Genomic DNA, 24875 nt, shown 5'->3' on the forward strand with positions numbered 1-24875 from the left:
CCTTAGACTTCATGCTGCGTGCGAACCGACTCCCGAACGGCGGCGTATACAGCCTCGCCGATCGCGCAGCCGATTGTTGTGGCGACGCCTGCGTAGGCGTGCGCCGGACCGCGGCTGGCGTCCTGGCTGACTCCGATCGCAAGCGCATCCGTCGTTGTGCCCGTGGCGGGCTGGCCGTTGCCATGCTCGCGAATGCCAAGATCGGCAAGGGCGGCTGCCTTCGCTTCCGTTGCCGTAATAACAGCGTTCACCATGGCGGCTTCCGTCAGCCTCCCATCGATTAATAGGACGATATTAATCGTGCCCGGCGAATAAGCGGAATACGTCTCGCGAGGCAGGCCAGCCCGCGCCGCATTCCTCGTGCCTGCGGTTGCACAGCAAAGCAGCTTGAAGCCGTCGCCCTCAGACTCCATGACAGAGGCATGGGTCAGCTTCGCCGCCGTCATGAAGCCTATCGTCGTCTCTGACGGGAAGCCCCACTCCGCACATTGCTGAATCAGGTCGGTAACGGGGTCTCCACACCGATAGTTGAGCGGCACCTTCCAGTTGACGATAGCATCCGCGTAACTGAAGCCGCCCGGAAGAATGGCGCTGCTCAGCATATGCCAGGCTCGCGGGAGTCGGAGCTCGATGCGGTTCTCACGCAGCAGGAGACTCAATTCCGGCCATAGAGACGAGTGATAGACCGATTGCCTGCGGAACGGCTGCGTCATGGCATCACTCCACGGTCGAGCCCGGCGAGACGGTAGATGCTGTCCATATCTAGGTGCGCTCTGGCATGATCCGCCAAGCGGTTGAACGCTTGCTCCCGGAGAGCCCTGAACCGAAGGGCGTCCTCTGCCGGAATCGGCTCCAACCCCGCGTCCGCTCTCGCTTCGTTCAGCCACGCGGTACGGAAGCTGTCATTATGGAAGACGCCATGAATGAAGGTCCCCCATACCCGCCCGTCCGCAGTGCGGGCACCCTCCGGTTCAGGGCTTAACGCCGAGCCCCGCGTGCGGACAAGGAAGGGCTGCTCAAGACGTCCCAGCGGCTCCAGCACGCCCATATGGATCTCATAGCCGTCGATGGGCAGCGCTGCTCCATTCATTCGCGCAGTGCCCTCCACTCGAACCGTCTTCTTCTCAAGGCCGAACGCGATCTGGAACGGGAACAGGCCTAAGCCAGCCGTTTCCTTATGCTCCGACTCCACACCGTCAGCATCCAGCAGCCGGTCGCCGAGCATCTCGTAGCCGCCGCATAGACCAACCAATCTCCCTCCGCGCTCGACATGCCGCAGAGCCAAACCAGCAAGCCCTTGCTCTCGAAGCCAGCGCAGGTCCTCCGCTGTGTTCTTGCTGCCGGGCAGGATCACGACATCCGGCTCGCCCCATTCCTCCAGCCGCTCCACGAATCGGAGCCTTACGCCAGACTCATGCCGGAGCGGATCCGCATCGGTGAAATTCGACATTCGGGGCAGCTTGACGACGGCAACGTCCAAGCATGCAGCCGTCTCCGATGTCCGCACAGGGGACTGAAGCGACAGTGAGTCCTCCTCCTCCAGCGCCAGTCCAGGCAGGTAGGGCAGCACGCCAAGCACGGGCTTGCCGGTTCGCCGCTCCAGCCACTCCAGACCAGGCTGCAGGAGGGAGACATCCCCGCGAAATTTATTAATAATAAAGCCGCCGATACGCTCCCGCTCCTCCGGCTCCAGCAGCTCCAGCGTACCGACGATAGACGCGAACACGCCGCCCCGGTCGATGTCCGCGACCAGCAGAACGGGGGCGTCCGCCCAAGCCGCCATTCTCATATTCACGATGTCGCGATCCTTCAGATTGATCTCCGCGGGGCTTCCCGCACCCTCCAGCACAACGATATCATGCGAGTCCCGAAGGCGGGCAAGCGCGTCGCGAACGATGCCGCCGGCAAGGGGCAAATAATGGTCCCGGTATTCTCTCGCCTCATATTCTCTCAGCGGCTTGCCATGCACCACCACCTGTGAAGCCATCTCCCTTGTCGGCTTCAGCAGAATAGGGTTCATGTCCGTTGTGGCCTCTATGCCGCAGGCATCCGCCTGCATGCCCTGCGCTCTGCCTATTTCCTTGCCGTCCCGGGTCACATAGGAATTCAAGGACATATTCTGCGATTTGAACGGCGCGGTGCGCCAGCCGTCCTGAGTGAAGATGCGGCATAGAGCGGCCGTAATCCAGCTTTTGCCGACATCGGACGCTGTGCCTTGAATCATCAACGTGCGTGCGAGCTTCTTCGTCACCTGCAACCGCCCCCTAAGCTCTCCAATGACGCGCGCAGCGCCTCCAGCAGCCGCTCGTTGTCCGCTCTGCCCTTCACCGCAACACGAATATATCTCTCGTCCAGACCCCTGAACAAGGAGGCGTCCCGAATAAGCACGCCGCGTGAACCCATCGCGCTCTGAAGCTCAGCCGACGTGAACGGGGCCCCCTCCGGCAGCCGGACGAGCACATAATTTGCGTTGCCTGGATAATCCCGGCAGCCGAGTCTTCTGAGCCCGTTCCGCACAAATTCGCTTTCCTCGCTCAGCCAGGTCCACGTTGCCTTCATAAAAGCCTCGTCCTCCAGCACCGCACAGCCAATCGCCTGCGCAAGCGAATTGACGCTCCAAGGCACCTGCAGACGCTTCATCGTCTCCAGCGCTTGCGGATTGCCTGTCATATAGCCTAGACGAATGCCCGGAATGGCATAAAGCTTCGTCATCGAGCGCAGCACAAACAGGCTGCCCCGCAAGCTTGCTTCCTTCACGAAGGTCATCCGGTCCACATGGGGCACGAAGTCCAGGAACGCCTCGTCCAGCACAACGGTCGCTCCGGACTCCAGCAGACGCCGAATCAAGGAAGGCTCTATGCAAGCTCCTGTTGGATTGTTCGGCGACCCCAGCATATAGAGATCGGCGCCGGACCTCTCCAGCGCCTCCTCCACCCACCTCTCGTCAAGAACGAAGTCCGCTGCGGCGCGCAGATGTCCCGCGTATACCGGAATACCGGCCCTCTTGGCGGCATCCTCGTATTCGCCGAAGCAAGGGGCGGCGATCGCCATCTTGGACGGCTTCAGCGCTCGAACCGCCAGGTCGATCAGCTCTGCTGCGCCGTTGCCGACGAGTATGGCATCCATAGAGATGCCGTGCTTATCCGCCAGCCTGTTGCGCAGCCTTCTTGACACGGGATCGGGATATCGCGGAAGCTCTTCCCCATACGCGAGAAGAGCTTGGTGTACCGCAGCCGGCGGTCCCAGCGGATTCATATTGGAGCTGAAATCGAGGAAAGCATCGGCAGGCAAGCCAAACCGTTCCGAAGCCGTAGCCAAATCTCCTCCGTGTCCGTATTGTTCCAGCATGCTATTTCCCTCCTATCCGTTATACAACCACATCAACGCCGCCAGCAGCACACAGGCTTCAATCGCTTCATTCATCGCGCCGTACGTATCGCCGGTTAGTCCGCCAAGCTTGCGTGTCAGCCATATGGCCATGCTGGCTCCGCACAGCGCAGAGACGATGCCTGCTCCCGCGACGATAAGCAGCGCCCCTATTACCGTCTGTGTTGGCAACGCTGCCGACTGCAAGGAAGCCGCTTGCAAGGCGGCGAAGCTGACTAGGCCAGCCAGCAGAAGCGCCCAAGAAGCCCCCCAACTATTAACGCCATTAAATAATGCCGCCAGCCCCTCCTCGCCGCGAGCCGTCGGCCAGCCGCCAATCGCGGCCGCCATCCACGCCCTGCTCCAGGAGCAAGCAAGGATGAACAGCCAGCCTATGGAGACCTCATGCTGGCCCAGAAGCGCAAGCAGCTCCGCGACAACTGAAATTTTCAACAGCAGCAGCAGAACAGCCGCGATGACACCCATGGCGCCGACGCGGCTGTCCTTCATAATCTCAAGCATACGCTCTCTGGAGCGATGGCTGAACACGCCGTCCGCCGTATCCATCCAGCCGTCGAGATGCAGCCCGCCAGTGAGCATGACGCCAAGTCCCACAAGGATAATGGCGCTCGGCCAAGGGGGCAGCAGCGAGACCAGAAGCTCCGAAGCAAGCCATAACAGGAGCCCAATAAGCGCGCCGGCAAGCGGAAAATAAATGACGCTCCGCGACAGCACAGGTCTCTCGAAAGGAATTAGCAGGGGCACTGGAATACGCGTCAAAAACTGTATAGCCGCAGCCAAGGCCTGCGCGTGTCGAATTAACCGGTCCATAGTATAGCCGCCACCAATCCCATTAATATAAGCATACATGCGCCGTACAGCAGCCGGATGGCCCCCTGAATATGCTGAGGCGCCAGCTCCCGCTCTGGCCAGCCCATGCTCGCCCGAACGCTGGGCACGCCGAAGTAACGGTTCTCCCCGCCCAGCTCCACGCCTAACGCGCCGGCGACAACAGCTTCCGGAATGCCGCTGTTGGGACTGGGGTGCAGCTTGGCGAAGCGCAGCCACGCCCTCCAGCCCTTCCTTGCGCGCAAGCCCGGCGTCAGCCACGCGGCTGCGACAAGCAGCAGCCCGGCAAGCCGCGCCGGAATGAAGTTCAGCACGTCGTCCAGCCGCGCGGAGCACCAGCCGAAATAAATATACTTCTCGTTGCGGTAGCCGACCATAGAATCCAGCGTGTTGACCGTTCGGTAGAGCATAGCGAGCGGCGCGCCCCCTATTAAGGCGAAAACAATGGGCGAGACAAACGCGTCGACGGTATTCTCCGCCACAGTCTCCACGGCCGCTCTCGCCGCCTCCTTGCCGGTCAGGTCATGGGTATCCCGGCTTACAATATAACCCGCGAACTGCCTTGCGGTGTCCAGATCGCCCTGAACCAGCGGGACGTATACCAGCATGGCGGCGTCCTTAAGGCCTTTGACCGCGATGGTCGTGGAGATGAACCATGCGGATAGCGCATAGCCTAGCCAGGGGTGCACGGCATCGGCACCCGACACGATAACCCACATCGTCGCTGTGGATGCCGTAACGGTAAGGAACGTCAGCAAGACGCCGCGAAGCCTTAGAGCCATAGGCGACCTAAGCCCCCGATCCTGAGGCATGAGCCGCCGCTCCAGCCACTTGACGAGGCGGCCGACAAGAATAACGGGATGCGTCGGCCATTTGGGATCTCCCACAAGCAGATCCATAACGATAGCTGCTGCGGCTAGCCACAGCAGCTCATGGAATGAATAGATCAAGAAAGGTCCTCCCAGCGGAACGCAAGCTGCTTCATATCGACGGGAATGCCTGCCGTAACAAGAAACACGCGATCGCACAGCCCCGCCATACGTTGATTCAGCCGACCCGCCTCATCCCGAAATCGACGGCCCAGAGGATATTCCGGCACGATGCCGTCACCTACCTCGTTCGTCACCATGAGCAGCGGGTAACGATAGGCCTTAACCGCCTTGAGCAGTTCATCAGCCGCATGCCCCGTCAGGATGGCAGATTCAGACTGCCCCTCCTCTTCCAAGAGCAGCCAGTTCGTCAGCCATAACGTCAGGCAATCCAGAAGCACGACCGGAGGCCGCCATGGCTTGCCTGCGAGCCCAGCCTCTGCCTGCTCCGCCTGGAGCCTGGCGGCGAGCGCCCCAAGCCGCTCCGCAACGCGCAGCGGCTCCTCAATCGTCTCCCAACTGAATCCAGACTGCTCCCGATCGTCCTGATGCTGCGTGATGCGCTCCTTCATCTCATCGTCGAATGATTGGCAGGTGGCCAAATAAATGCCATGATCTCCGATCCGCGAGGCGTATTGCTCCGCGAACCGGCTTTTCCCGCTTCTTGCACCGCCAGTTATTAGAATCCTCATGCTTCTCCTCCCGATTACGCTCTGGAGACGCCGGCGCTGTCGAACGTCGCCATCTCCCGCATCAGCCGAAGGGACGCGTCGATCAGATGGAACGCCAGCACAGCACCCGTGCCTTCGCCAAGTCGCATATCCAGATGCAGAAGGACGGGCAGCCCCAGCGTCTCCATCAGCCCCCGATGCCCTTGCTCGCAAGATAAATGAGAGGCGATCATATAGGAGCTCGCCAGCGGGCTCAGCCTGGAGGCGACAAGCGCAGCCGCAGAGGAAATATATCCGTCGATGACGATGGGACAACGATGGGCCGCCGCGCCGAGAATAACGCCAACCAAACCCGCTATCTCCGCTCCGCCCACTTTAGCCAGCACATCAATAGGGTCGGCAGCATCCGGTTGATTAACCTGAATCGCCTGCTTGACAATGCCTACCTTGTGCTGCCTGGTGGCTTCATTAATCCCGGTACCGCAGCCAACAGACGTCTCCGGCTCAAGCCCTGCCAGCACGGACGTAATGGCGGCGCTGGCCGTCGTGTTGCCGATGCCCATCTCGCCCGTGGCAAACATACGAATACCCCGCTCGTATTGGTCTTTGGCTACTTGGACGCCAACAAGCATGGCTTCGATGGCCTCCCCATGAGTCATCGCCTGCTCTTTAGCCATGTTGCGCGTTCCATAAACGACCTTGCGGCGAATCAAGTCCGGGTGATCCAGCTCGGCGGCGACACCGATGTCCACACATACCACCTCGGCTCCCGCTTGTCTGGCCAGCACATTGACAGCCGCTCCTCCGTTCAGGAAGTTGAGCACCATCTGCGGTGTGACGGCGGCAGGGAACGCGCTGACACCCTCCTCGCAGACGCCGTGATCGCCTGCCATTACGATTACCGCTCGTTTGCCCAGATCCGGCCACAACTCTCCCGTCATGCCGGCCAGCCGCGCCGCGATTTCCTCCAGCTGTCCCAGACTTCCAGGCGGCTTCGTCAGACTGTCGGAATGCCTTCTTGCACTGACAGCCGCTTCTTCCTGAATGGGAGCAATCCGCTCAATGACGTCCTGCAGCTCTTGATGAGCTATTCCATAGCGCTTCCCCTGTTGCATGCTTGATTACACTCTCCTATCCGTTATACCTGCTTGGCTACCTGGCTGCAGCATAATCTGAGGCGCTCCCGATACGGGATGCCGGATGACGATCGCGCTTGCGCCATACATCTCCTCCATAAGCGCAGGGGTCATGACGGCTTCAGGAGATCCCGCTGCCGCTATGCTTCCCTTGTGCAGGGCGATCAGCTCATCGCAGTACATGGCCGCCAAATTCAAATCATGAAGCACCGCGATGACGAGAAGCCCCTTCTCCTGCTGCCACGCCCGCACCGTATCCAGCAGCGCGATTTGATAGCCGATATCCAGATACGTCGTGGGCTCATCCAGCAGCAGAATATCCGGCTGCTGAGCCATCAGCTTAGCCACCGCTACCCGCTGCCGCTCGCCGCCGCTGAGCTCGTTCAGCCTCCGACTCTGCAGCTCCGTCAGCCCTGTCTCGCGCAGCGCTTGGTCGATGATCGGCTCCGGGTCGCTTCTCTCCCCGCCCAGCCAGCTCTGATGCGGGAATCGCCCCATCGCGACCACCTCTCGAACCGTAAAGCCCACTGGTGGAAGACCACCCTGCTGCAGCACAGCAAGCCTGCGGGCGATCGTTCTGCGCGGAAGGCTTGCAATAGGCTGACCATCCAGGCTCACCTCTCCCCGGCTAGGCGTGTCCACGCCGGATAATAGATGAAGCAGCGTCGATTTGCCCACGCCATTTGGTCCGATAATGCCATAGAACCGGTTCAGTTGGAAAACATACGACAATCCGTCCAGCACCGCCGCTTCCTGCCGAACCGCCCTTATATCGAATGCCTTGAGGCTCACTTGGCCGCGCCCCCCTCCGACTTCAGCTGACGCTGGAGCAAATACGCAAAAAACGGGGCCCCGATCAGCGCGGTCACAACGCCTAACGGCAGCTCCTTCGGACTAAGGACATTACGCGCAAGCGTGTCAGCCCATAACATGAAGATCGCGCCGCCGAAGGCGGATAATGGAATGATCAGTCGATAATCGGGGCCAACCATTAGCCGGATCAGATGCGGAACGACCAGTCCCACAAAGCCGATTACGCCGGATACCGACACCGCGGCAGCCGTAAGCAGCGTGCATACAATCATCACAACGAGCTTCGTCCGTTCCACCTTCACCCCCAGATGAGCGGCATGCCTCTCGCCTAGCGCGAACAAATTCAGCGCCGGGCTGTAAGCCAGCAGAACAGGAAGCGACGCGCATACAAACGGGACCAGCATATAGACATGCTCCCAGCTCTTCATCGCAAGCGAGCCCATAATCCAGAACAGAATCTGGTTGACGACCCCCTCCGACATCGATACCATAAGCGAGACGAACGCTCCCAGAAAGGCTTGTATAATAACGCCGGACAGAATAAGCGTCTCGATCCCCATTACACCGTTGCTTCTGGACAGCCAGATCACGCCGAACAGCGTCGCCAAGCCTGTGCCGAACGCCACGAGCGGAATTGTCCATATGCCAATTGCCATCTGCAGCCCGAACAAAATGACAGCGGCAGCGCCTACGGAGCTGCCGGAAGCGACGCCCAGCGTATAGGGATCCGCAAGCGGATTGCGCAGCACGCCCTGAAAGCCCGCGCCGGCCAGCGCCAGACAGGCGCCCACCAGAGCGTCGAGCAGAACGCGGGACAGCCTGACCTGCGTCACAACCGCGATCTCGCCGGGGGACCATTGCCCTGCTGTGTCCTGAGACCCGCTCAGCTCGCTGAAGAGAATGCCCCACACGTCGAGGAAGGACAGTCCTGCCGAGCCGATGGACAGGCTGGCAATCATAGAAACAGCAAGAAGGAGCATAGCTGCTCCTCCATACGTTAAACCTTTTATTCGCAACATTTATTTCACAAGCTCAGGATGAATCGCTTTCGCCAGCTCCAGCAGACCGTCCGCAAGTCGGGGTCCAACACGCACGAGGGGATCATTCGTGACGGCGAACAACTTCTCGTTCTGCACCGCGTCGATCGTCTCCCAGCCCGGCCGCGCTTCGATGGCGGCTACGATTGAGCTTTTCTCCTCTCCCATATCGGGATAGATAATAATCTCAGGATTCTGAGTAATAACTTCCTCGCCGTTCACCTCGAACCAGCCCGACTGTGCGGCGGAGATGTTCGTGCCGCCTGCGATCGTCAAGAGCTCGTCCAGGAACTCGCCCGAGCCTACCGTCCAACCCGGCGAGAATTCAAGGTATACCTTCTTCTTCGGTGCGTCCTTCACTGCCGCTTCAACCGATTCGCGCACCTCGCGCATACGGTTCGCCACTTCCTCGGCGCCAGCTTGCATATTCATTATTTTACCAAGTTCCTCAACTTTCGCAACAACCTCGTCATAGGTCTTCGGATTGGAAGCATAGACGTTCAGGTTCAGCTCTCGCAGCTTGGCAATCGCATCCGTGTTCATGGAGGAGGAGGCCAGAATAAGATCGGGATTAAGCGCGGTAACAGCTTCAATATTTGTCGTCATGTCGCCAATTTTCTGCACAGCTGCCGCTTCCTCCGGATAATTGCTCCACTCGTCCACGCCAACGACGTAAGCGCCGCCGCCAATAGCGTAGATCGTCTCCGTCTCGCTCGGCACAAGCGTCACGATAGCCGTAGGCGCCTTCTCGAGCGTAAGCTCCGTACCCGTCTCATCCGTTATGGTAAGCGGATAGACGGTCTCGCCGGCAGCCGACGGCTCTTCACTTGGTGTTGCTGAAGGCTCCGACGTCGAGCCTTGCTCTGTCTGCTCCTTATCGGCATTGGAATTTGCATCGCCATTTGCGCCGCAAGCCGCCAGTACGGCCATCATCATAATGAGCAGCAGGCTCATTAACGTCTTGATTGATTGTACATGTGTTGCTTTCATGGTTGGCTCCACCCTTCTATATGTCCCTTGTTGCAAAAAAAAGAAGCTTCCCGGCTCTGTGCCGGAAACGCTCCATGTCTCTCGCCGCGGTCCACGACGAAATAAGCTTCTCCAACACCTCCCTAAGTCCACGTAGGTAACAGCGTTTTGGCGAAACAGGCAGGTCTCCTGGCTTGGATAGTCGCGCGCCGCGTCTTCCCGAGCTAGGCTCAGTGACGTATTGCGGCGGCGATGGCAGACGCGCGGGCTCCATAATCTGAAGCTGACGCTGCCCTCCTCACAGTGGCGGGTCCGCGCCGGAATTGAACCGGCTTCCCTATTAAGCCTCTGCGAGCCTGCGTGACGGATCCTTCATCCGCCGGACAAGCTCGTTCGGCACCTGTTTGCTTAACTATTCAAAATATCAGTAGTAACTATACACGCGTTCCCGCTATTTGTCTACGGCTTTTCACAAGTTGTCCGAGTGATGAGGTCGGATATTCAGCTTTTTTGACATAAAGAGTGCTGCGGCCATCATAGGTAATGGGAGAAAGCCGTTGCTGATGAAGAGGAACAGGAGGAATGCAATATGCCGAACCAAGAGGGTCAGGAGGCGCAAGCGGTACCTGCCGCGAACCAGTCATGGACCTTGTGGCTCGTGCTGGCATTCGCCAGCGCAGCGGCCATCTTGCTGGCCATGCTGCTTATGCGGCCGCAAGCCTCAGCGGCGGATGCCGCTGCAACGCGGCACACGTTCGAAGGCGGACAGCTGCTCTGGGAGCTGGAGGCATACCCCGCGAAGGTGCTTGCCCCGAACACGTTCCGGCTAACGCTGACGGACACAGAGGGAGAGCCCCTGAGAGGCGCCGCACTCTCCATTAAGCTTGAAATGCTGGATATGCTATGCGGAGACTATCACTTCCAATTGTCGGAGTCCTTGCCTGGCGTATACATGGGAGAAGGCATACCGCTAATGGCGGGACTATGGAGGGCGACAATGGTTATGGAAGGCGCGGATGAGCCCCTCAGCCGGACCTTTCGAGCAGAATACTGAACATTCTATTAATGACATTAACAATATTGTTTAACGACATTAAATTCCATTCAATTAATGTCCTTAACTAACGCTTGGGCAACGCCCTGGATCTACCATAGCCACGGCGAAATCGTTGGTATGACGCCATTGACGGCAAGCCCCCGCAATATGGACAGCACACCTACCAGGACGGCCGTCACGGCGCCCGCTTGACGCATAAGCCGCCGCCATCGCTTATTCGCAAGGGCTGCCACGGACGAGGCAAACGCCAGAGCGGGCACCGTGCCGATGCCGAACAAGGCCATCACAACGGCTCCCTGCCAGAGAGAGCCCGTCGCCGCGGCGTTCATACTCATGGCGTAGGTGAGGCCGCACGGCAGGAAGCCGAACGCGAAGCCCGTAGCTAGCAGATGAAGGGCTTCCTTCCCAGGCGAAGCCGGAGCCGTCCCTGCCGCAAGCTCCCGATGAAGCCTGCCGGACAGCCGATTTAGGAAGGGAACCTGCATTTTTCGCCAGATCCAGAGCAGCACCAAGCACCCTCCAACGATTGACGCCAGCCCTCTCACGCCCGCCAACCGGCCGGCAACGTCGACGAATGAACCGACCGCGCCCATCGTTGCGCCAAGAATCATATAAGAGACAATTCTGCCCGCATGATAGAGTGACATAGCCCTGCGAGCGGATGCCGTAGATTGAAGCGCGACTGCGGATACAATTCCCCCGCACATGCCTATACAATGAGGGGCGCTGAACAAGCCTGTCAGCAGGATCAGCCCGATGCCGTTCCAGGTCAGCATCCTATCGTCCCCCTTCAGCTCGCTCCAGACGCGCCTTCAGTCGGAGAGCATTACATACGACGGAGACGGAGCTCAGCGCCATCGCCGTTCCCGCCATCCATGGCTGCAGCAAGCCCAGCGCCGCAACAGGAATGATACAAGCGTTATAGACAAGCGCAAATGCAAGGTTTTGGCGAATGTTGCGGATGGTCTGCCGGCTTAATGCAATCGCATGAGGGATAGCCGGCAATCTGGAGAACAACAACGTCATATGCCCCGCGTTCAGAGCGCCATAAGTGCCGTTCCCCATCGCGATGCCTACATCCGATGCCGCAAGCGCCGGGGCATCATTCCAGCCGTCCCCCGCCATCGCGATCCGCTTGCCGTTCCTCCTCCGCTTCTCCACAAGCGAGAGCTTCGCTTCCGGCAGCATGGAGGCATGGACCTCCCGGATGCCGGCCCGTTGAGCGGCAGCGCGGGCCGGCGCCCAATGATCCCCCGTTACCATGACGGGCGTGACGCCTAGCCTTGTAAGTCCGGCCGTCATCGCTGCCGCGTCTCTCCTCATAGTGTCGGTGAAGCTCAATATGCCCACACACCTGCCATCCCGCGAAACATACAGCACCGTCTCCCCTAATGCCTCCCGAGCTGCAGCCAGCTCCTGCGCTTGATCCAGTCCCGTCGTTTCAAGCTTCATCATCCATTGGCAGTTGCCGATGGCGGCCTTCGTGCCCATCACCGTGCCTGTCACTCCAGCGCCCGCCTCCATGGTCACCCCCTGGGGCTTGGCAGTGTCGATACCCTTACGAGCGGCTTCCTGGCGGATGGCCCATGCAAGCGGATGGTCAGCTTCCGCCTCCAGCGATGCAGCCAGACGGATCAGCGAGGAGCGGCTATATCCGATTCCGGCTGCGGATACCAGCTTCGGCTTGCCTTCGGTCAGCGTTCCCGTCTTGTCCAACAGCATCGTATCAATAGCCGCCAAGCGCTCCACAGCGCCGGCCTCCTTGGCGATAATGCCTCTCCTCGCCAGCTGGCCCGACGCGATAACCAGCGAGATCGGCGCGGCAAGCCCCAGCGCGCAAGGACATGCGGCGAGCAGCACCGTAATCGCGCATAGAGCAGCCTGCCGCCAATTGCCAGGATCAGCGGCAAGTCCCCATAGGAGGAAGGTAACAACTGATGCGGCCAGCATGACAGGAACGAACAGGCTCGAAGCGGCGTCCACCTGTGTCTGCAGGGAGGACTTGGCGCGCTGCCCCTGCAGCACAAGAGCTTGTATGCGGCTCAGCATCGTATCGTGGCCTGCCGCTCCAGTTGCGATAACCAGCCGACCCGGTCCGTTCGTTGTGCCTGCCCATACCTTGTCACCCGTCCGCTTGGCCACTGCCGCGCTTTCCCCCGTAAGCAGAGCCTCTTCGACCAGCGACTCTCCGGCCCGAAGCTCGCCGTCCACCGGGATCAGCGCGCCGGGCTCTACGTGGACAAGATCGCCCTTGCGGACAAATTCCGTTCTCAGCTCCTCTAGTCGGCCCTCCCGCTCCACCAATGCGGATTGCACGCGGAGCTGCTCGAAGCCCAGCGATTCGTTCTGCGCCTTCAATGACGCGGACGCTTCGATATATTTGCCCAGCCATACGGCCGTCATGACGACAGCTGACGTCTCGAAGTACAACGCCGAGCCATGCGGCATACGGCTTAGCAAGGACGCCAGCCCATCCTGGAAGAGGATATAATGGCTATACAAATAAGCGGCGCTCGTACCGATCGCCACTAGAACATCCATATTTGCACTGCGCTGCCTGATCGCGTAATAGGCGCCGAAGTAGAAGGGCATGCCTATGACGAACTGCATGACAGAGGCAAGCAGCAGCTGCAGCCATGGCAGGAGCAGCCACTCCGGCAGCATCGCTTGAACGCCGGCCAGAGAAGGCACATGCTCCGTCATGCCCGCCAGCAGAGGAAGCATAAGCAAAGCGGAGGCAATGAGGCGAACCAGCAGCGCCCTGCGCTCGCGCAGCAGCCCCCTCTGAGCGGATTCGTTCAGCTTGGCGACAAAGCCCAGCGAGCCAACTTTATCCGCCAGCTGCTCCTTGCTCACGGAATCGGGCTGCACCTGCACCCAAGCCGTCCGGAGCGGGAAGCTGACCGCCGCCTCCGTTACCCCATCCATGCGAGTCAAAGCCTTCTCGATTCTCGCCGCGCAAGCCGTGCAGCTCATGCCTTGTATCGTGAAATCCAGCTCTACGCCGGCGTTTGTGCTCCAATTATTCGTAACCGCGCCCATATCCGGTTCCCCCATTCTCTCCATCCCCTATGCCGCCAGTCGCGGCAGCCTGTACGGCCGCCTTATACTATATGAAGCTCGTCTGACGGACATGATTGAAAAAAATGGCTGGATCCATAGCGCGGCAATGCCAAGCCTTGCCTAATCCCTTTCGTATATGGAGCCCGTGCGGCTGGCGAACAGCTCCGTATACACCTTCTCGGCGTAAGCATCTGTCATGCCGGCAATATAATCCGCGACCAGCCGCTCCCACGGCCAATCGCCCTTCTGCAGATCGTAGCTCTCCACCCAGTCCGGCGGCAGAATCAATCGGCCGGTCTCATAACGCTCCAGACTGTCCCACAGGCGCTTCAGCATATTTTCGCTGCGCTTCTGCAGGCGCTGCACCCGGAAATCCTTAATAAGCGTCACCCAGGCCAGCTTCTTCAATATTTCCATCGTGCGCAGCAGCTCGAAGTCCTCCGCCCCGTCCTTAACGAATGTGACGCGCTTCCAGCCCGTTCGAGGATCGTCGATGATGCCGACGCCGCTCGCGAACTTGCTCACCCATCTTGCCTTCATCTCGCGGTTCGTCCGAGACGTCTCGCGTCCGTACTGCACATAAATTTCCTTCCATTGGCGATAATAGCTCTCCAGCACACGCGTAACCATCGCCTTCAGATCGGTGCTCTCCCACTGCACGGCAGCTATGCTGGCGGGATCGTCCAATATTTCGCGCACAACGCCGTCAACCAGCCGGTCATCCTCGAAAAAGGTTTCTGTCAGCAATATTTTGCCGGCGCGCACGCCATCCTCAATATCATGTGTGGAATAAGCTATATCGTCGCACAAGTCCATAAGCTGAGCTTCAAGCGTGCTGCAGCCGGCCGGCATGCCCCATAACCCGCGAAGGTAGTCGATACCCTTCCATTCCATAGGATAAACACCCTTCATCCGCCCGGGATCATCCATGCTGAAGGGATATTTGTTAATAGCCAGCAGCACAGCAGCTGTCAAATCCAGCCCCCGGTCGCTGCCCGCGCGCTTCTCAAGGAACATCAGAATGCGGAAGTTTTGCGCGTTCCCTTCATAGGGCACCTCATACCGATCTCGCAAAATATGGTCCAGCACCTCCTCTCCCTTATGGCCGAAGGGAGGGTGGCCCAGATCATGGGCAAGCGCCGCGCATTCTACAACCTCCGGCACCATCAGCAAGCCGGGATGCTCGTTGCTGCCGAGGAACGGATAGGTTTTGCCAAGCCTGCGCGCTACCTCTCTTGCGATTTGCGAAACCTCCAGCGAATGCGTCAATCTCGTTCGGTAATAATCCCCGGAGCCCGCGCCGAACACCTGCGACTTCCCTTGCAGCCGCCTGAACGCGGGCGACTGAATCAGCCTGGCATAATCCTTTTCGTATTCGTCACGGTCCTCGCTCGACAGCGTGCCTCCTGTATCGTGCAACCGAAGCTTTCTGATGTTCATCCTCATCACCTATCCTGATCTTGTTGTCATACGCTCTCATCTATGGCAAAGAAAGCGGCGCGCGCCGGGCTTTCGCCTGGCAACGCGTCGCTTCCGCGCACCTTATGCCGTTCCGAACGTGACGCCAGCCTCCTGCAGCATTCTGCGATACGCAATGCTGAGCCGGTCACACTTGAGATGGAGCTCCGCCTGCAGATCGAGCGGCAGGAGCTCCGGCTTCTGGCTCTCCACAATGAGCCGGTCCTGCTCCAGCAGAACATCCTGGAATGCCACAAACCTCTCATCCGGCTCATCCAGCGCATAATTGCGTTCCATCAGCATAAACGCGACGCTGGAGGCTTCGTTCTTCGGCAGCACAAGCAAATACAAATAAAAAATGTGCTCCGTTCCCGCGGTACCCTTGGACAGCGACACACTGACGGGATGGTATACCTCATAGGTGTATAAGGATACTACGCCAATGCCTCTGCCGTCGGGATCCGGTTGGTACACCTCGATCACATCCGTGCGAAGCGTACCGTCCACCTCATGGACGCGATAATCGTTAATTTCCGAATATTCGCTGTCGCCGAGCATACCCTCGTGCACATACATGAGATGGGAGACGTCAAGGAAATTTTCGATGACGCGCGGCGCCGCGGCCGCCAGCTCATAGGGTCCCATATAGACCTGGCGGAATGCCGGGTCCGGTCCACGGAGCCCGATTTCGGGCTCTTCCGTAAGAGGAGCTCCGACGCACACCCATATGATACCATATCTTTCCCGGCATGCGTAGGCGATAGCTCGGGCTTTGGTCGGAATAGCCGTGCCGGCCGGCAGCGACGGGATACGCGTGCAGGCTCCGCAGCCGCTATAGCTCCAGCCGTGGTACGCGCACACGATCTCATCCCCTCTTACTCTGCCAAGCGACAACGGCACACCGCGGTGGATGCACAAGTCCTTCAATGCGTGAACGCTTTGCGACGAACGGTAAAGCACCACCTTTAGCCCCAAAACCTCTGCTGCGACAGGAGAATCGGTCAAGTCTGCGGCTAGCAGGACGGGATGCCATAAATCTTTGAGTACGGGATCTAGCGCTGTCATGGTGAATGACCGTCCTTTCTGACTGTGGGATTACTCTGGAATGGTGCCTTTAATGCCTTTGACAAAATAATTCATGACCAAAATGTCCTCCTGCGACAGCGACGCGCCTGCCGCCACCTTCTCCGCGCCGGCTTGATCGTAGATAGGGCCGGTGAACACGTCGAACGTCTCCGCGATGATTTCCGCTTCCTTCGCCTCTACAGCGGCTATGACCTCCGCCGGGACGTATTTGCCGAACGGCGCGATATCGACCATACCTTCCTTGAAGCCTCCATAATAGGAATGCGTCTCCCAGGTGCCGTCGATCACGCTTTGCACCACCTCGACATAATACGGCCCCCAATTGAGCACAGGGTTCGTGACATAGGTTTCGGGAGCGAAGCGGTTCATGTCGGAATCATTGCCCATTCCCCACACGCCGCGCTCCTGCGCAGCCTGTATGCCCGCCGGCGAATCCTGATAGTTCGCCAGCACATCTACGCCCTGATCCAGCAGACTGATGGCCGCCTGTCTCTCGGTGGCGGGATCGAACCAAGTGTTGCTCCAGACGACCGATACCTCGATGTCAGGATTGACGCTTTGCGCGGCAAGCGTAAACGCGTTGATGGTATAGATGACCTCCGGAATCGGGAATGCGCCAACGTAGCCGATCTTTCCGTTCTGGGTCAGCATACCCGCCGCAATACCTGCCAGGTAGCCCGGCTGATAGCCCTTGCCCTGATAGGTGGCGAGATTGGGAAGCGTCTTATAGCCCGTCGCGTGCATAAACTTCACATCAGGATATTTCTGCGCGACATTAAACATAGGGTCCATGTAGCCAAAGCTGGTGCCAAAGATCAAGTCGTGGTCCTGCGCGAGCTCCTCGAATACCCGCTCCGCGTCCGGCCCTTCCGGCACGTTCTCAACGACCGTCGTCTTGATGCCGAATTTTTCCTCCACCATCTGCCTGCCCTTGTCGTGCTCGAACGTCCAGCCGCCGTCGCCCGGTACGCCGATATAGACAAACGCGACCTTCGGTGCCTCCTTGCCCGGATCGGCAGACGGCTCGGCTGACGCCGCATCCGATGGCGTTGTACTGGGCGAGGGCGAGGCTGACGGGCTTGCCGTCTTCGAGGCTTGGGAGCAGGCGCTCATTAACGCGATTACAAGAACAAACATTGTCACAATCATCTTCTTCATATGGTTTCTCCTCCTCATGTTTACTTCCAAGCGCTTCTGCCGCATTTCTGAACCGCCCGGAGTATGCCTCCGTATCCGGTGCAGCGGCAAATATTGCCCGATAGTCCTTCCTTAATCTGATCCGTTGTCGGATTTGGCGTTTCGTCAAGCAGCGCCTTCACCGACATGATCATGCCCGGCGTGCAATAGCCGCATTGGAACCCTCCTTCCTCCAGAAACGCCTCCTGAACCTCATGAAGCTCTTCTGTCGCCAGCCCCTCGATTGTCGTGATCGTCCTGCCGCTGCACTGATAAGCCATAACGAGACAGGCGTTAACGGGCTTCCCGTCCATATGGACGATACACGCGCCGCAGCGGCCCAGCTCGCAGCTCACCTTCGTGCCGGTCAGTCCCAGTCCATCCCGAAGCATGGGCAGCAGCCTCTCGGAAGGCCGCACGCTCAGCTCCGTCTCCTGGCCGTTCACGACAGCTCTCCAGATGTAAGCATTCATGTTGCGCCAGCTCCTTCCTTCTTGCCCAGCATACGAGCCGGGAACGATTTCATCAGCTCCTCCCGCGGGATCGGGAGCCGGGTCACCCATTTGCCCACCGCTTGATGCACCGCCATCGTGATGGCCGGGGCAAGGGCAACAGAGCCCACCTCCCCAATGCCTCTCGGCCCATAGGGGTCGCCTTCGGGCAACTCCTCAATCGCGTGGAGCGTGAAGTCCTCTGTCATATCCCGAATCGTCGGCACCAGATAGGTGTCCAGATTGTCCGTCTTGTACCGTCCCTCCGCCATCAGCGCATCCTCGCTAAGAGCGAAGCCCTGCGCCATGACGCTCGCCCCCTCAATCTGCCCGATATAGCCCATGGGATTGACAGCGGGCCCCGCCGCCACCGCGTGATGCTTGGCGAGCAGCCGGACTGCGCCTGTCAATGTGTTCACCTCGGCCTCGACGGCGACTGCCGCGCAGGTGTACAAATAATGGCCGCCTATAATGGGGTCCGGCGTCACAGGAAACTCAAATGTTGTTTCGACAGAAAGCTCGCCCTCCAGCTTGCTGGCCAGCTCGATGTAGGAGACAGCCAGTGATGGAGGCGAAGCCTCGCTATCCGGAACGAGCCAGATGCCGCCAGGTCCTGTAAAGAGCCGATCTGCCGGTATGCCGGTCCCATCCGCAGCAGCCTTCAGCATGAACTCGGTCAGCTGAGGATGCAGGCTGGACAAAGCGATATGCGCGATTGTCGTCGATCGAGACGCCGTGCTGGAGCCGGTATGCGGCACTCTGTCCGTATCGCCGATGACGATGCTCAGATCCTCTGCCGCGCAGCGGAATCTCTCCATCAGCATCAGCTCCAGCGTCGCGGTTACGCCCTGGCCGAATTCCTCGAAGCTGAAGGCCGCCTCCAGCTTCCCCTCCTTCGTCAGCGACAAACGGCCGCCTCCCGGATCCGGAATGCCGTAGCCCAGCCCCGAGCCGTGCATAGCGAGCGCCGCGCCGACTCCCCGCTTCACCCATGGCTCAGCCGGCTCGCTCTCGCCGCCATGCCGTCTCCTCCAGACGTCCGAATCCGCAATAGACTGCCATACCTTCGACAGCCCATGGGAAGGGAGAATACGCTGGCCCAGCGGACCGGGATCATCCGGCTCCCGCAGGTTCAGCCGCCTGAAGGTCCACGGATCGACGCCTGCCAGCTCAGCCAGCCGATTCATCTGGCTTTCGACAGCGAAGATGGCTTGATTGCCGCCGAACCCTCTAAATTCTCCGGACACGCCATTGTTCGTGAAGACGGATACTCCCTCGACAACGATGTGCGGAATCCGATAGGGTCCCATGGCATGCTCTGTCGCGAAGTTCAGCACAGGCGCGCCAAGCGTGGAATAAGCGCCGGTATCCGCTACAATGCGTACTTGATGAGCGATAAGGCGCCCTTCCCCGTCGATGCCCGTCTTCATCTCAAGCTTCATCGGGTGGCGCTTCAGTCCCGCCCTGACGGATTCCCTTCGGCTATTGTGAAGCTTGACGGGAGCGCCGGCTATTCGCGCCAGCAGCGCGCCGTACGGCTGCACATTCAGCTCATCCTTCCCTCCGAAGGAGCCGCCGATGGGACTGGACACCACGCGAATCATCTCCTCCGGCAGCGCCAATATTCGCGACAGCTGCATACGGTCCTTATAGCCGTGCTGTGTTGGTGCATATACCGTCAGCCGTCCGTCCGCCTCCGGCACGAACAAGCCCCCCTCGGTCTCCATGTAGGCGTGCATCTGACGCGGCGTATGATACACTGCCTCCACCACATGGGCGCAGCCGGCGAACGCCTCCTCCGGCATCCCTCGCCGGTAGCTTGTGCGATGCAGGACATTGCCGCCCGGGTGGAGCTTCGGCGACTCCGGCTGCAGTGCCGCCTCGGGATCGTCCACGACCGGTATTGGCTCGTAGACAACCTCAATGAGCGACAACGCAAATTCCGCTTCCTCCTTCGTATCCGCCGCCACAGCCGCCACGGCATCGCCCACATATCGGACGCGGTCCTCGCATAACACCGGCTGATCGGGATTGACGATGCCGAAGCGATTAAGTCCCGGCACGTCGCGATGCGTAATGACGGCTCGGACGCCTGGCGCTCGCTCGGCCTTCTCCGTCCGAATATCCAGAATCCAGGCATGCGGCATGGCGCTTCGAAGCACCTTGCCGTGCAGCATCCCAGGCAGCGACATATCCGTCAAGTAACGCAGCGCGCCCGTGACCTTGTCTGGGCCGTCCGGCCTTCTGCGCCATTTATGCGTTGTTCTTGCGCCTCGTGTCAGCATGGCCGTCCCTCCTCGCGCCCTCCAGGCTTTAAGATTTCAATCGTTTCCATAGCTGCGAAGTAATCAAATTGGCGGAAGCCTCCTTGCGATAGCCTGAGCCCGCGAACACATCCTCTGCCGCCTTGTATTGATGTCGAATCGTCTCGTGAATAGCCGCCAGCAGCCCCTCGCTTAGACGGGCGCCGCCAAGCTCCCGCTCCGCCTCCGTCAGCCGCTCCGGCAGCGCGGTTCCTCCGCCCGCAGACAGGCGAATGTCCTGCACGACGCCATCCTCCGATAATCTGCCTTGACCTGCGACAGTGACGAGCGAAGGCGTAAACGCCTCTCGTCGTCCCACCTTCTCATAGAACGAGAACGGCTCCTCGGCCACAGCGCTCGGAGGGGAGCCAGAGCCATTGTTCCCAGCCGGAAGGAGGACCCTCCCGATCAGATCGTCGGAATCGCGCGCTCCGTTCCTGCCCTGTATCCAATCCACAATGGACTCCGTCCTCCATGCCTTCTCCCTGAACAGCAGCAAGGAAGCGTTCATAGCCATAAGAGCGGGAACCGCGTCCCCTGTCAGGCTGGAGATGTTGCCTCCAATTGTAGCCAGATGACGAATGGACGGCGCCGCAATTTCCCCAATTGCCTTCAAGAGCAGCTCTCCATGCCTCATGATCAGAGGATGAGCCCGGCATTCGTTCAGCTTGACGGAGGCGCCAATGCTGACATGCGATCCCGTCATCAGGATGCCCGTCAGCTCGCTTACCTTCTCCAGACTGATCATATGCCGCGGCATCGGCTTCACGCCGTTCTCCCATTGGGTACGCAGGAGCGTGCCTCCCGATACGTACCCGGCACCTGCGCCCAGGCTTCGCTTCAGCCTCCATGCCTCCTCTGCCGTTGTGGGCTCCAACACCTCGGGCCCCTCAGGCACACCTGCCATCTCAATCGCCATATCGTTATCCCTCCCGTTATGACCTTAGAATCGCTGCTCCCTGACATAAGGCGCTCCCAATGCCTTCGGTTCAATAGATGGCTTGTTGCGGCCTCGCCAGCCGACTAGAATAAGCACCAGAATGGTAACAAGGTACGGCAGCATCTTCAAAAAATATGACGGAACGCCGATATCCATCAGCTGCATCCGGAAGCCCAGCGCGTCTAGTCCGCCGAACAGATAAGCGCCGCCAAGCGCGTACAGCGGATTCCAGCCTGCCAGAATGACCAGAGCGATCGCGATCCAGCCCCTTCCCGACGTCATGCCTTCCATCCAGTTGGGCGAATACACCATGATGAGATAAGCGCCGGCGAGACCCATCAGCATAGAGCCGGCCATGACGTGCCCATAACGAAGCTTGGCGACGGATAATCCCATTGCGTCCGAGGTGGCGGGATTATCGCCAACTGCCCTTAGATGCAGCCCCCAGGATGTTTTGTTCATATAGACGTACAGAACGACAACAAGTAGAAAGCTGAACCAGACCAATATATCGAGATTGGATAGAATAGGGCCAAGGAATGGAACGGGCTCCAGCCACGACAGCTGCAGCTTGGGCACAGAAACTGCAAGCGCTTGGCCCGCGACCGGCTTGCCCAGATAAGCCGACAGCCCTGTGCCGAACAATGTCAGCGCAAGCCCGCATACAATTTGATTGGCCTTCAGCGTGACGCAGAGGAAGGCGTGCAGCAAGCCTGCCGCTCCCGCCGCGGCAACGGCCGCCCCAATCGACAGCGCCAGGCTGTCTGTCTGGACGAAGGTGAGGCAGGAGACCACCGCTCCAATCAGCATCGTCCCTTCCGCACCTAGGAAGATAACCCCCGAGCGCTCGCTTAATATACCTCCCAGCACAGCGAACAGCAGCGGGGTGCCGGAAGAGATCGCGGCAATGATGAGATTAACGTAGAAATCCATAGCACTAGCTCCTTCTGACCAGCTTGTATTTGCCCAGCATCTCCCCGCCGATCAGACAGAGAAGGATAGCACCCTGCAGCATCAACGACATGGAAGACGGCAAGCCGATAGTCTGCACGCTGTAGCCGCCAACAATCAGACCTCCTACGAATACCGACGTGACAAGCATGCCCCATGGATTCAGCTTGGCCAGCCAGGCGACAATGATGGCGGTATAGCCGTAGCCCGGCGAAATGCCGTACATAAGCCGATGAGAAACGCCGGATACCTCGCTCATGCCAGCCAGACCCGCCAGGCCGCCGCTGACAAGCATGACGAGCAGAATATGCCGATTAACCGAGATGCCCGCGTATTTCGCCGCCAATGGATTGGCTCCCAGCAGCTTCATCTCATAGCCCCATCTCGTCTTGCTGTAGAAGACGGAGAATATTGCAGCAGCAATCAAGGCGAACAACAGGCCGTAATGCAGCCGCGTGCCCCCAAACGTCATCAGCTGCTGCTCCGGCGTAAACAGCGGGGTGCCGGGGAAGTTGAAGCCGGCAGGGTCGCGCCACGGCCCGAATACCAAATAATCCAGCAGCAGAAGCGCCACGTAGTTCAACATAAGAGACGTGATGAGCTCGTTCACACCGAACCGCGTTCTGGGATAAGCGGTGAACAACCCCCATACCGCGCCAGCGGCAATGCCCGCCGCTACCATTACGGGTATGTACAAGGCCCCTGGCAGATTAGGCCAATAGATGGTAACCGCCGTTGCCGCGATCGCTCCGACGACAAGCTGGCCTTCCGCCCCGATGTTCCAGACGGAGATTCTGTATGCGGCAGCGACACCCAAGCCGCAGAGCAGCAGCGGAATGGCCTTCACCAGCGTCTCACTGATGCCGAAGGAGGAGCCGAACGCGCCCCGCGCCATCTTGGCGTATACCTCCAGCGGGTTCATGCCGCTTGCTCCAAGGAACAGCGCGCACAGCAGCAGCGCTGCCGCTACCGAAGCAAGGGGCATCCACCATGCGCCCTTCTTGCCGGGATCATATTGCATCGTATAAGGCAGCCGCATTCCCGTCCTCGCTCGGCCGGCGGCTGGCGGTTCGCCTTGCATGGTGTCTGCCATAGTGTTCCGGCTCATCCCGCAGCCACCTCCTTGTCTTCAATACCGGCCATCATCCGGCCGATTGCTTCTTTGTCGATTTCGCTCTTGCCCAGCTCGCCGACGATCCGGCCGCTGTACAGCACGAGTATGCGGTCAGACAGCTTCATGACCTCGTCCAGATCCTCCGAGATGAGCAGCACCCCGGCGGAGTCGTCGCGTAATTGCAGCAGCATATCGTGAACCGCTTCTGTCGCTCCGACATCCAGGCCCTGCGTTGGATGGACAGCCACCATCAGCTTGGGATTCTGATCCATCTCTCGCGCCAGCAGCAGCTTCTGCTGATTGCCGCCGGACAGTCCTCGTACGGGCACGGACAGCCCGGGCGTTCTTACATCGAACCTATCGACAAGCTCTTGCGCCCATCGTTCATTATTCAACCTGCGAGCAAATCCGAATGAAAATCGATCCGGTCCCCTGTAGCTCTTCAGCATCAGGTTATCCACAAGATCCAGACTGCCGGCGAGGCCAAGCTTCATCCGATCCTCGGGAATCAGCGATATGCCTTGATCGATGCGCCTCCGAATGCTGGCCTTCTCCAGCCGCTCGCCCAAGCAGCTCATACGGCCGCCAGCCCAGCTCCGCATGCCTGCGATCGCCTCAGCCAGCTCCTTCTGGCCGTTGCCAGCCACGCCGGCTACACCCACAATCTCACCTTGCCTGACGGAGAAGGTAATGTTATCCAGCGCAAGATAGCCATGATCCGCCAGCACCGACATACCCTCCACTTCCAATACCGCATCGCCAGCCTTCCCTGGAGACGCTTCCCTTGTCTCGGGCAGCTTCCGCCCCACCATCAGCTCCGCAAGCTCTCGGGCATTCGTCTCGCTCCGGTCCATGGAAGCGATCATCCGGCCTTTGCGCATGACCGAAATACGATCAGAGACAGCCATAACCTCCTTCAGCTTGTGAGTGGTTATAATCATGGTTTTGCCGCTCTGCTTCAGCTCCCGCAGCGTGTGGAAGAGCTGCTCGGCTTCGCCGGGCGTCAGCACCGACGTCGGTTCATCCAGCAGTATGATGTCCGCCCCTCGATACAGCGTCTTCACAATCTCAACCCTCTGCTGCTCGCCGACCGACAGCTGCCAGATCGGGGCGTGGACACGGAAGCGCAGGCCGTATTGATCGCAGATGCCCTCAATTTCCTGCGCTTTGCGATCCCGCCAAGCCTTCCCGCGCCATAAGCTCCTCCTCTCGCCGAGCACAATATTATCCAGCGCCGTTAAGGTTGGGACGAGCCTGAAATTCTGATGCACCATTCCAATGCCAAGGCCCATCGCATCCTTCGGCGATCGGATCCGGGAAGCTTCGCCATGGATGAGCATTTCGCCGCTGTCTGCCCGGTACATGCCGGACAGCAGGCTCATAATGGTGCTTTTCCCCGCGCCATTCTCCCCCAGCAGCGCATGAATCTCACCCTGCTTAACAGAGAAGTCGACATGGTCATTCGCAGTCACCTCGCCGAATCGCTTCACAATACCCTTCATCTGCACCGCCATTCGGCCCATTGT

22 protein-coding genes and 1 riboswitch are annotated in these 24875 nt (G+C 59.5%); of the genes, 1 reads left to right on the forward strand and 21 read right to left on the reverse strand.

Features of this window, described 5'->3' with window-relative positions; translation table 11 throughout:
• Nucleotides 1-2: 2 nt before the first annotated feature.
• From AB1S56_RS13285 to AB1S56_RS13330, 10 genes are read right to left on the reverse strand one after another with little or no spacing between them, the layout of a single operon-like run.
• Nucleotides 3-713, reverse strand: coding sequence for an adenosylcobinamide amidohydrolase (locus AB1S56_RS13285; RefSeq protein WP_340868829.1), 711 nt, complete (start codon nucleotides 711-713; stop codon nucleotides 3-5).
• Nucleotides 710-2251 carry a cobyric acid synthase gene (locus tag AB1S56_RS13290; protein WP_340868828.1) on the reverse strand — a complete coding sequence of 514 codons (1542 nt, stop codon included), beginning with the start codon at nucleotides 2249-2251 and terminating at the stop codon, nucleotides 710-712. Before AB1S56_RS13290 ends, AB1S56_RS13285 begins: the two co-directional genes overlap by 4 nt.
• Complete coding sequence (gene cobD, locus AB1S56_RS13295; RefSeq protein ID WP_340868826.1) at nucleotides 2248-3348, reverse strand: threonine-phosphate decarboxylase CobD; 1101 nt, start codon at nucleotides 3346-3348, stop codon at nucleotides 2248-2250. The genes AB1S56_RS13290 and cobD overlap by 4 nt, the downstream gene beginning before the upstream one ends.
• A gap of 12 nt (nucleotides 3349-3360) precedes the next feature.
• Nucleotides 3361-4197, reverse strand: a complete 837-nt coding sequence (gene cobS, locus AB1S56_RS13300; RefSeq protein ID WP_340868825.1) for an adenosylcobinamide-GDP ribazoletransferase — start codon at nucleotides 4195-4197, stop codon at nucleotides 3361-3363.
• Complete coding sequence (cbiB, locus tag AB1S56_RS13305) at nucleotides 4185-5165, reverse strand: adenosylcobinamide-phosphate synthase CbiB (protein ID WP_340868824.1); 981 nt, start codon at nucleotides 5163-5165, stop codon at nucleotides 4185-4187. The genes cobS and cbiB overlap by 13 nt, the downstream gene beginning before the upstream one ends.
• Nucleotides 5162-5776, reverse strand: coding sequence for a bifunctional adenosylcobinamide kinase/adenosylcobinamide-phosphate guanylyltransferase (gene cobU / locus AB1S56_RS13310; protein WP_340868823.1), 615 nt, complete (start codon nucleotides 5774-5776; stop codon nucleotides 5162-5164). Before cobU ends, cbiB begins: the two co-directional genes overlap by 4 nt.
• Nucleotides 5777-5790: 14 nt before the next feature.
• Nucleotides 5791-6870, reverse strand: a complete 1080-nt coding sequence (gene cobT / locus AB1S56_RS13315; protein ID WP_340868822.1) for a nicotinate-nucleotide--dimethylbenzimidazole phosphoribosyltransferase — start codon at nucleotides 6868-6870, stop codon at nucleotides 5791-5793.
• Nucleotides 6871-6876: 6 nt separating this feature from the next.
• Nucleotides 6877-7683: an ABC transporter ATP-binding protein gene (locus AB1S56_RS13320; protein WP_340868821.1), complete on the reverse strand. Its 807-nt coding sequence runs from the start codon at nucleotides 7681-7683 to the stop codon at nucleotides 6877-6879.
• Nucleotides 7680-8684 (reverse strand): iron ABC transporter permease, encoded by a 1005-nt coding sequence (locus tag AB1S56_RS13325; protein ID WP_340868820.1) that lies wholly within the window; start codon nucleotides 8682-8684, stop codon nucleotides 7680-7682. The genes AB1S56_RS13320 and AB1S56_RS13325 overlap by 4 nt, the downstream gene beginning before the upstream one ends.
• 39 nt (nucleotides 8685-8723) lie before the next feature.
• Nucleotides 8724-9731 carry an ABC transporter substrate-binding protein gene (locus AB1S56_RS13330; RefSeq protein ID WP_340868819.1) on the reverse strand — a complete coding sequence of 336 codons (1008 nt, stop codon included), beginning with the start codon at nucleotides 9729-9731 and terminating at the stop codon, nucleotides 8724-8726.
• A gap of 140 nt (nucleotides 9732-9871) precedes the next feature.
• Nucleotides 9872-10085: riboswitch (cobalamin riboswitch) on the reverse strand.
• Between the two features lie 214 nt (nucleotides 10086-10299).
• Here AB1S56_RS13330 and AB1S56_RS13335 point away from each other — a divergent pair.
• Nucleotides 10300-10764, forward strand: coding sequence for a hypothetical protein (locus AB1S56_RS13335; RefSeq protein WP_340868818.1), 465 nt, complete (start codon nucleotides 10300-10302; stop codon nucleotides 10762-10764).
• Between the two features lie 92 nt (nucleotides 10765-10856).
• On the opposite strand, the gene AB1S56_RS13340 is transcribed toward AB1S56_RS13335, so the two are convergent.
• The 11 genes from AB1S56_RS13340 to AB1S56_RS13390 form a co-directional block, all read right to left on the reverse strand.
• Nucleotides 10857-11543: a sulfite exporter TauE/SafE family protein gene (locus AB1S56_RS13340; protein ID WP_340868816.1), complete on the reverse strand. Its 687-nt coding sequence runs from the start codon at nucleotides 11541-11543 to the stop codon at nucleotides 10857-10859.
• Between the two features lies 1 nt (nucleotide 11544).
• Nucleotides 11545-13824 carry a cation-translocating P-type ATPase gene (locus AB1S56_RS13345; protein ID WP_340868815.1) on the reverse strand — a complete coding sequence of 760 codons (2280 nt, stop codon included), beginning with the start codon at nucleotides 13822-13824 and terminating at the stop codon, nucleotides 11545-11547.
• Between the two features lie 126 nt (nucleotides 13825-13950).
• Nucleotides 13951-15270 carry a dGTP triphosphohydrolase gene (locus AB1S56_RS13350; RefSeq protein ID WP_340868814.1) on the reverse strand — a complete coding sequence of 440 codons (1320 nt, stop codon included), beginning with the start codon at nucleotides 15268-15270 and terminating at the stop codon, nucleotides 13951-13953.
• Nucleotides 15271-15372: 102 nt separating this feature from the next.
• Entirely contained in the window at nucleotides 15373-16353 is a 981-nt protein-coding gene (locus tag AB1S56_RS13355) for an aromatic ring-hydroxylating dioxygenase subunit alpha (protein WP_340868813.1), read from the reverse strand.
• 30 nt (nucleotides 16354-16383) lie between these two features.
• Nucleotides 16384-17532, reverse strand: a complete 1149-nt coding sequence (locus AB1S56_RS13360) for a BMP family ABC transporter substrate-binding protein (protein WP_340868812.1) — start codon at nucleotides 17530-17532, stop codon at nucleotides 16384-16386.
• A gap of 20 nt (nucleotides 17533-17552) precedes the next feature.
• Nucleotides 17553-18023 (reverse strand): (2Fe-2S)-binding protein, encoded by a 471-nt coding sequence (locus AB1S56_RS13365; protein WP_340868810.1) that lies wholly within the window; start codon nucleotides 18021-18023, stop codon nucleotides 17553-17555.
• Entirely contained in the window at nucleotides 18020-20326 is a 2307-nt protein-coding gene (gene pucD / locus AB1S56_RS13370) for a xanthine dehydrogenase subunit D (RefSeq protein ID WP_340868808.1), read from the reverse strand. The genes AB1S56_RS13365 and pucD overlap by 4 nt, the downstream gene beginning before the upstream one ends.
• 28 nt (nucleotides 20327-20354) lie before the next feature.
• Nucleotides 20355-21263, reverse strand: coding sequence for an FAD binding domain-containing protein (locus tag AB1S56_RS13375; RefSeq protein ID WP_340868806.1), 909 nt, complete (start codon nucleotides 21261-21263; stop codon nucleotides 20355-20357).
• 24 nt (nucleotides 21264-21287) lie between these two features.
• The gene (locus tag AB1S56_RS13380; RefSeq protein ID WP_340868805.1) at nucleotides 21288-22217 is read right to left on the reverse strand and encodes an ABC transporter permease; all 930 of its coding nucleotides are present in this window, start codon (nucleotides 22215-22217) and stop codon (nucleotides 21288-21290) included.
• Between the two features lie 4 nt (nucleotides 22218-22221).
• Nucleotides 22222-23343 carry an ABC transporter permease gene (locus AB1S56_RS13385; protein ID WP_340868804.1) on the reverse strand — a complete coding sequence of 374 codons (1122 nt, stop codon included), beginning with the start codon at nucleotides 23341-23343 and terminating at the stop codon, nucleotides 22222-22224.
• Nucleotides 23340-24872, reverse strand: coding sequence for an ABC transporter ATP-binding protein (locus tag AB1S56_RS13390; RefSeq protein ID WP_340868802.1), 1533 nt, complete (start codon nucleotides 24870-24872; stop codon nucleotides 23340-23342). The genes AB1S56_RS13385 and AB1S56_RS13390 overlap by 4 nt, the downstream gene beginning before the upstream one ends.
• Between the last annotated feature and the right edge of the window lie 3 nt (nucleotides 24873-24875).

It is taken from the genome of Paenibacillus sp. PL2-23, assembly GCF_040834005.1.
In the GTDB taxonomy this organism is placed as follows: Bacteria; Bacillota; Bacilli; order Paenibacillales; family Paenibacillaceae; genus Pristimantibacillus.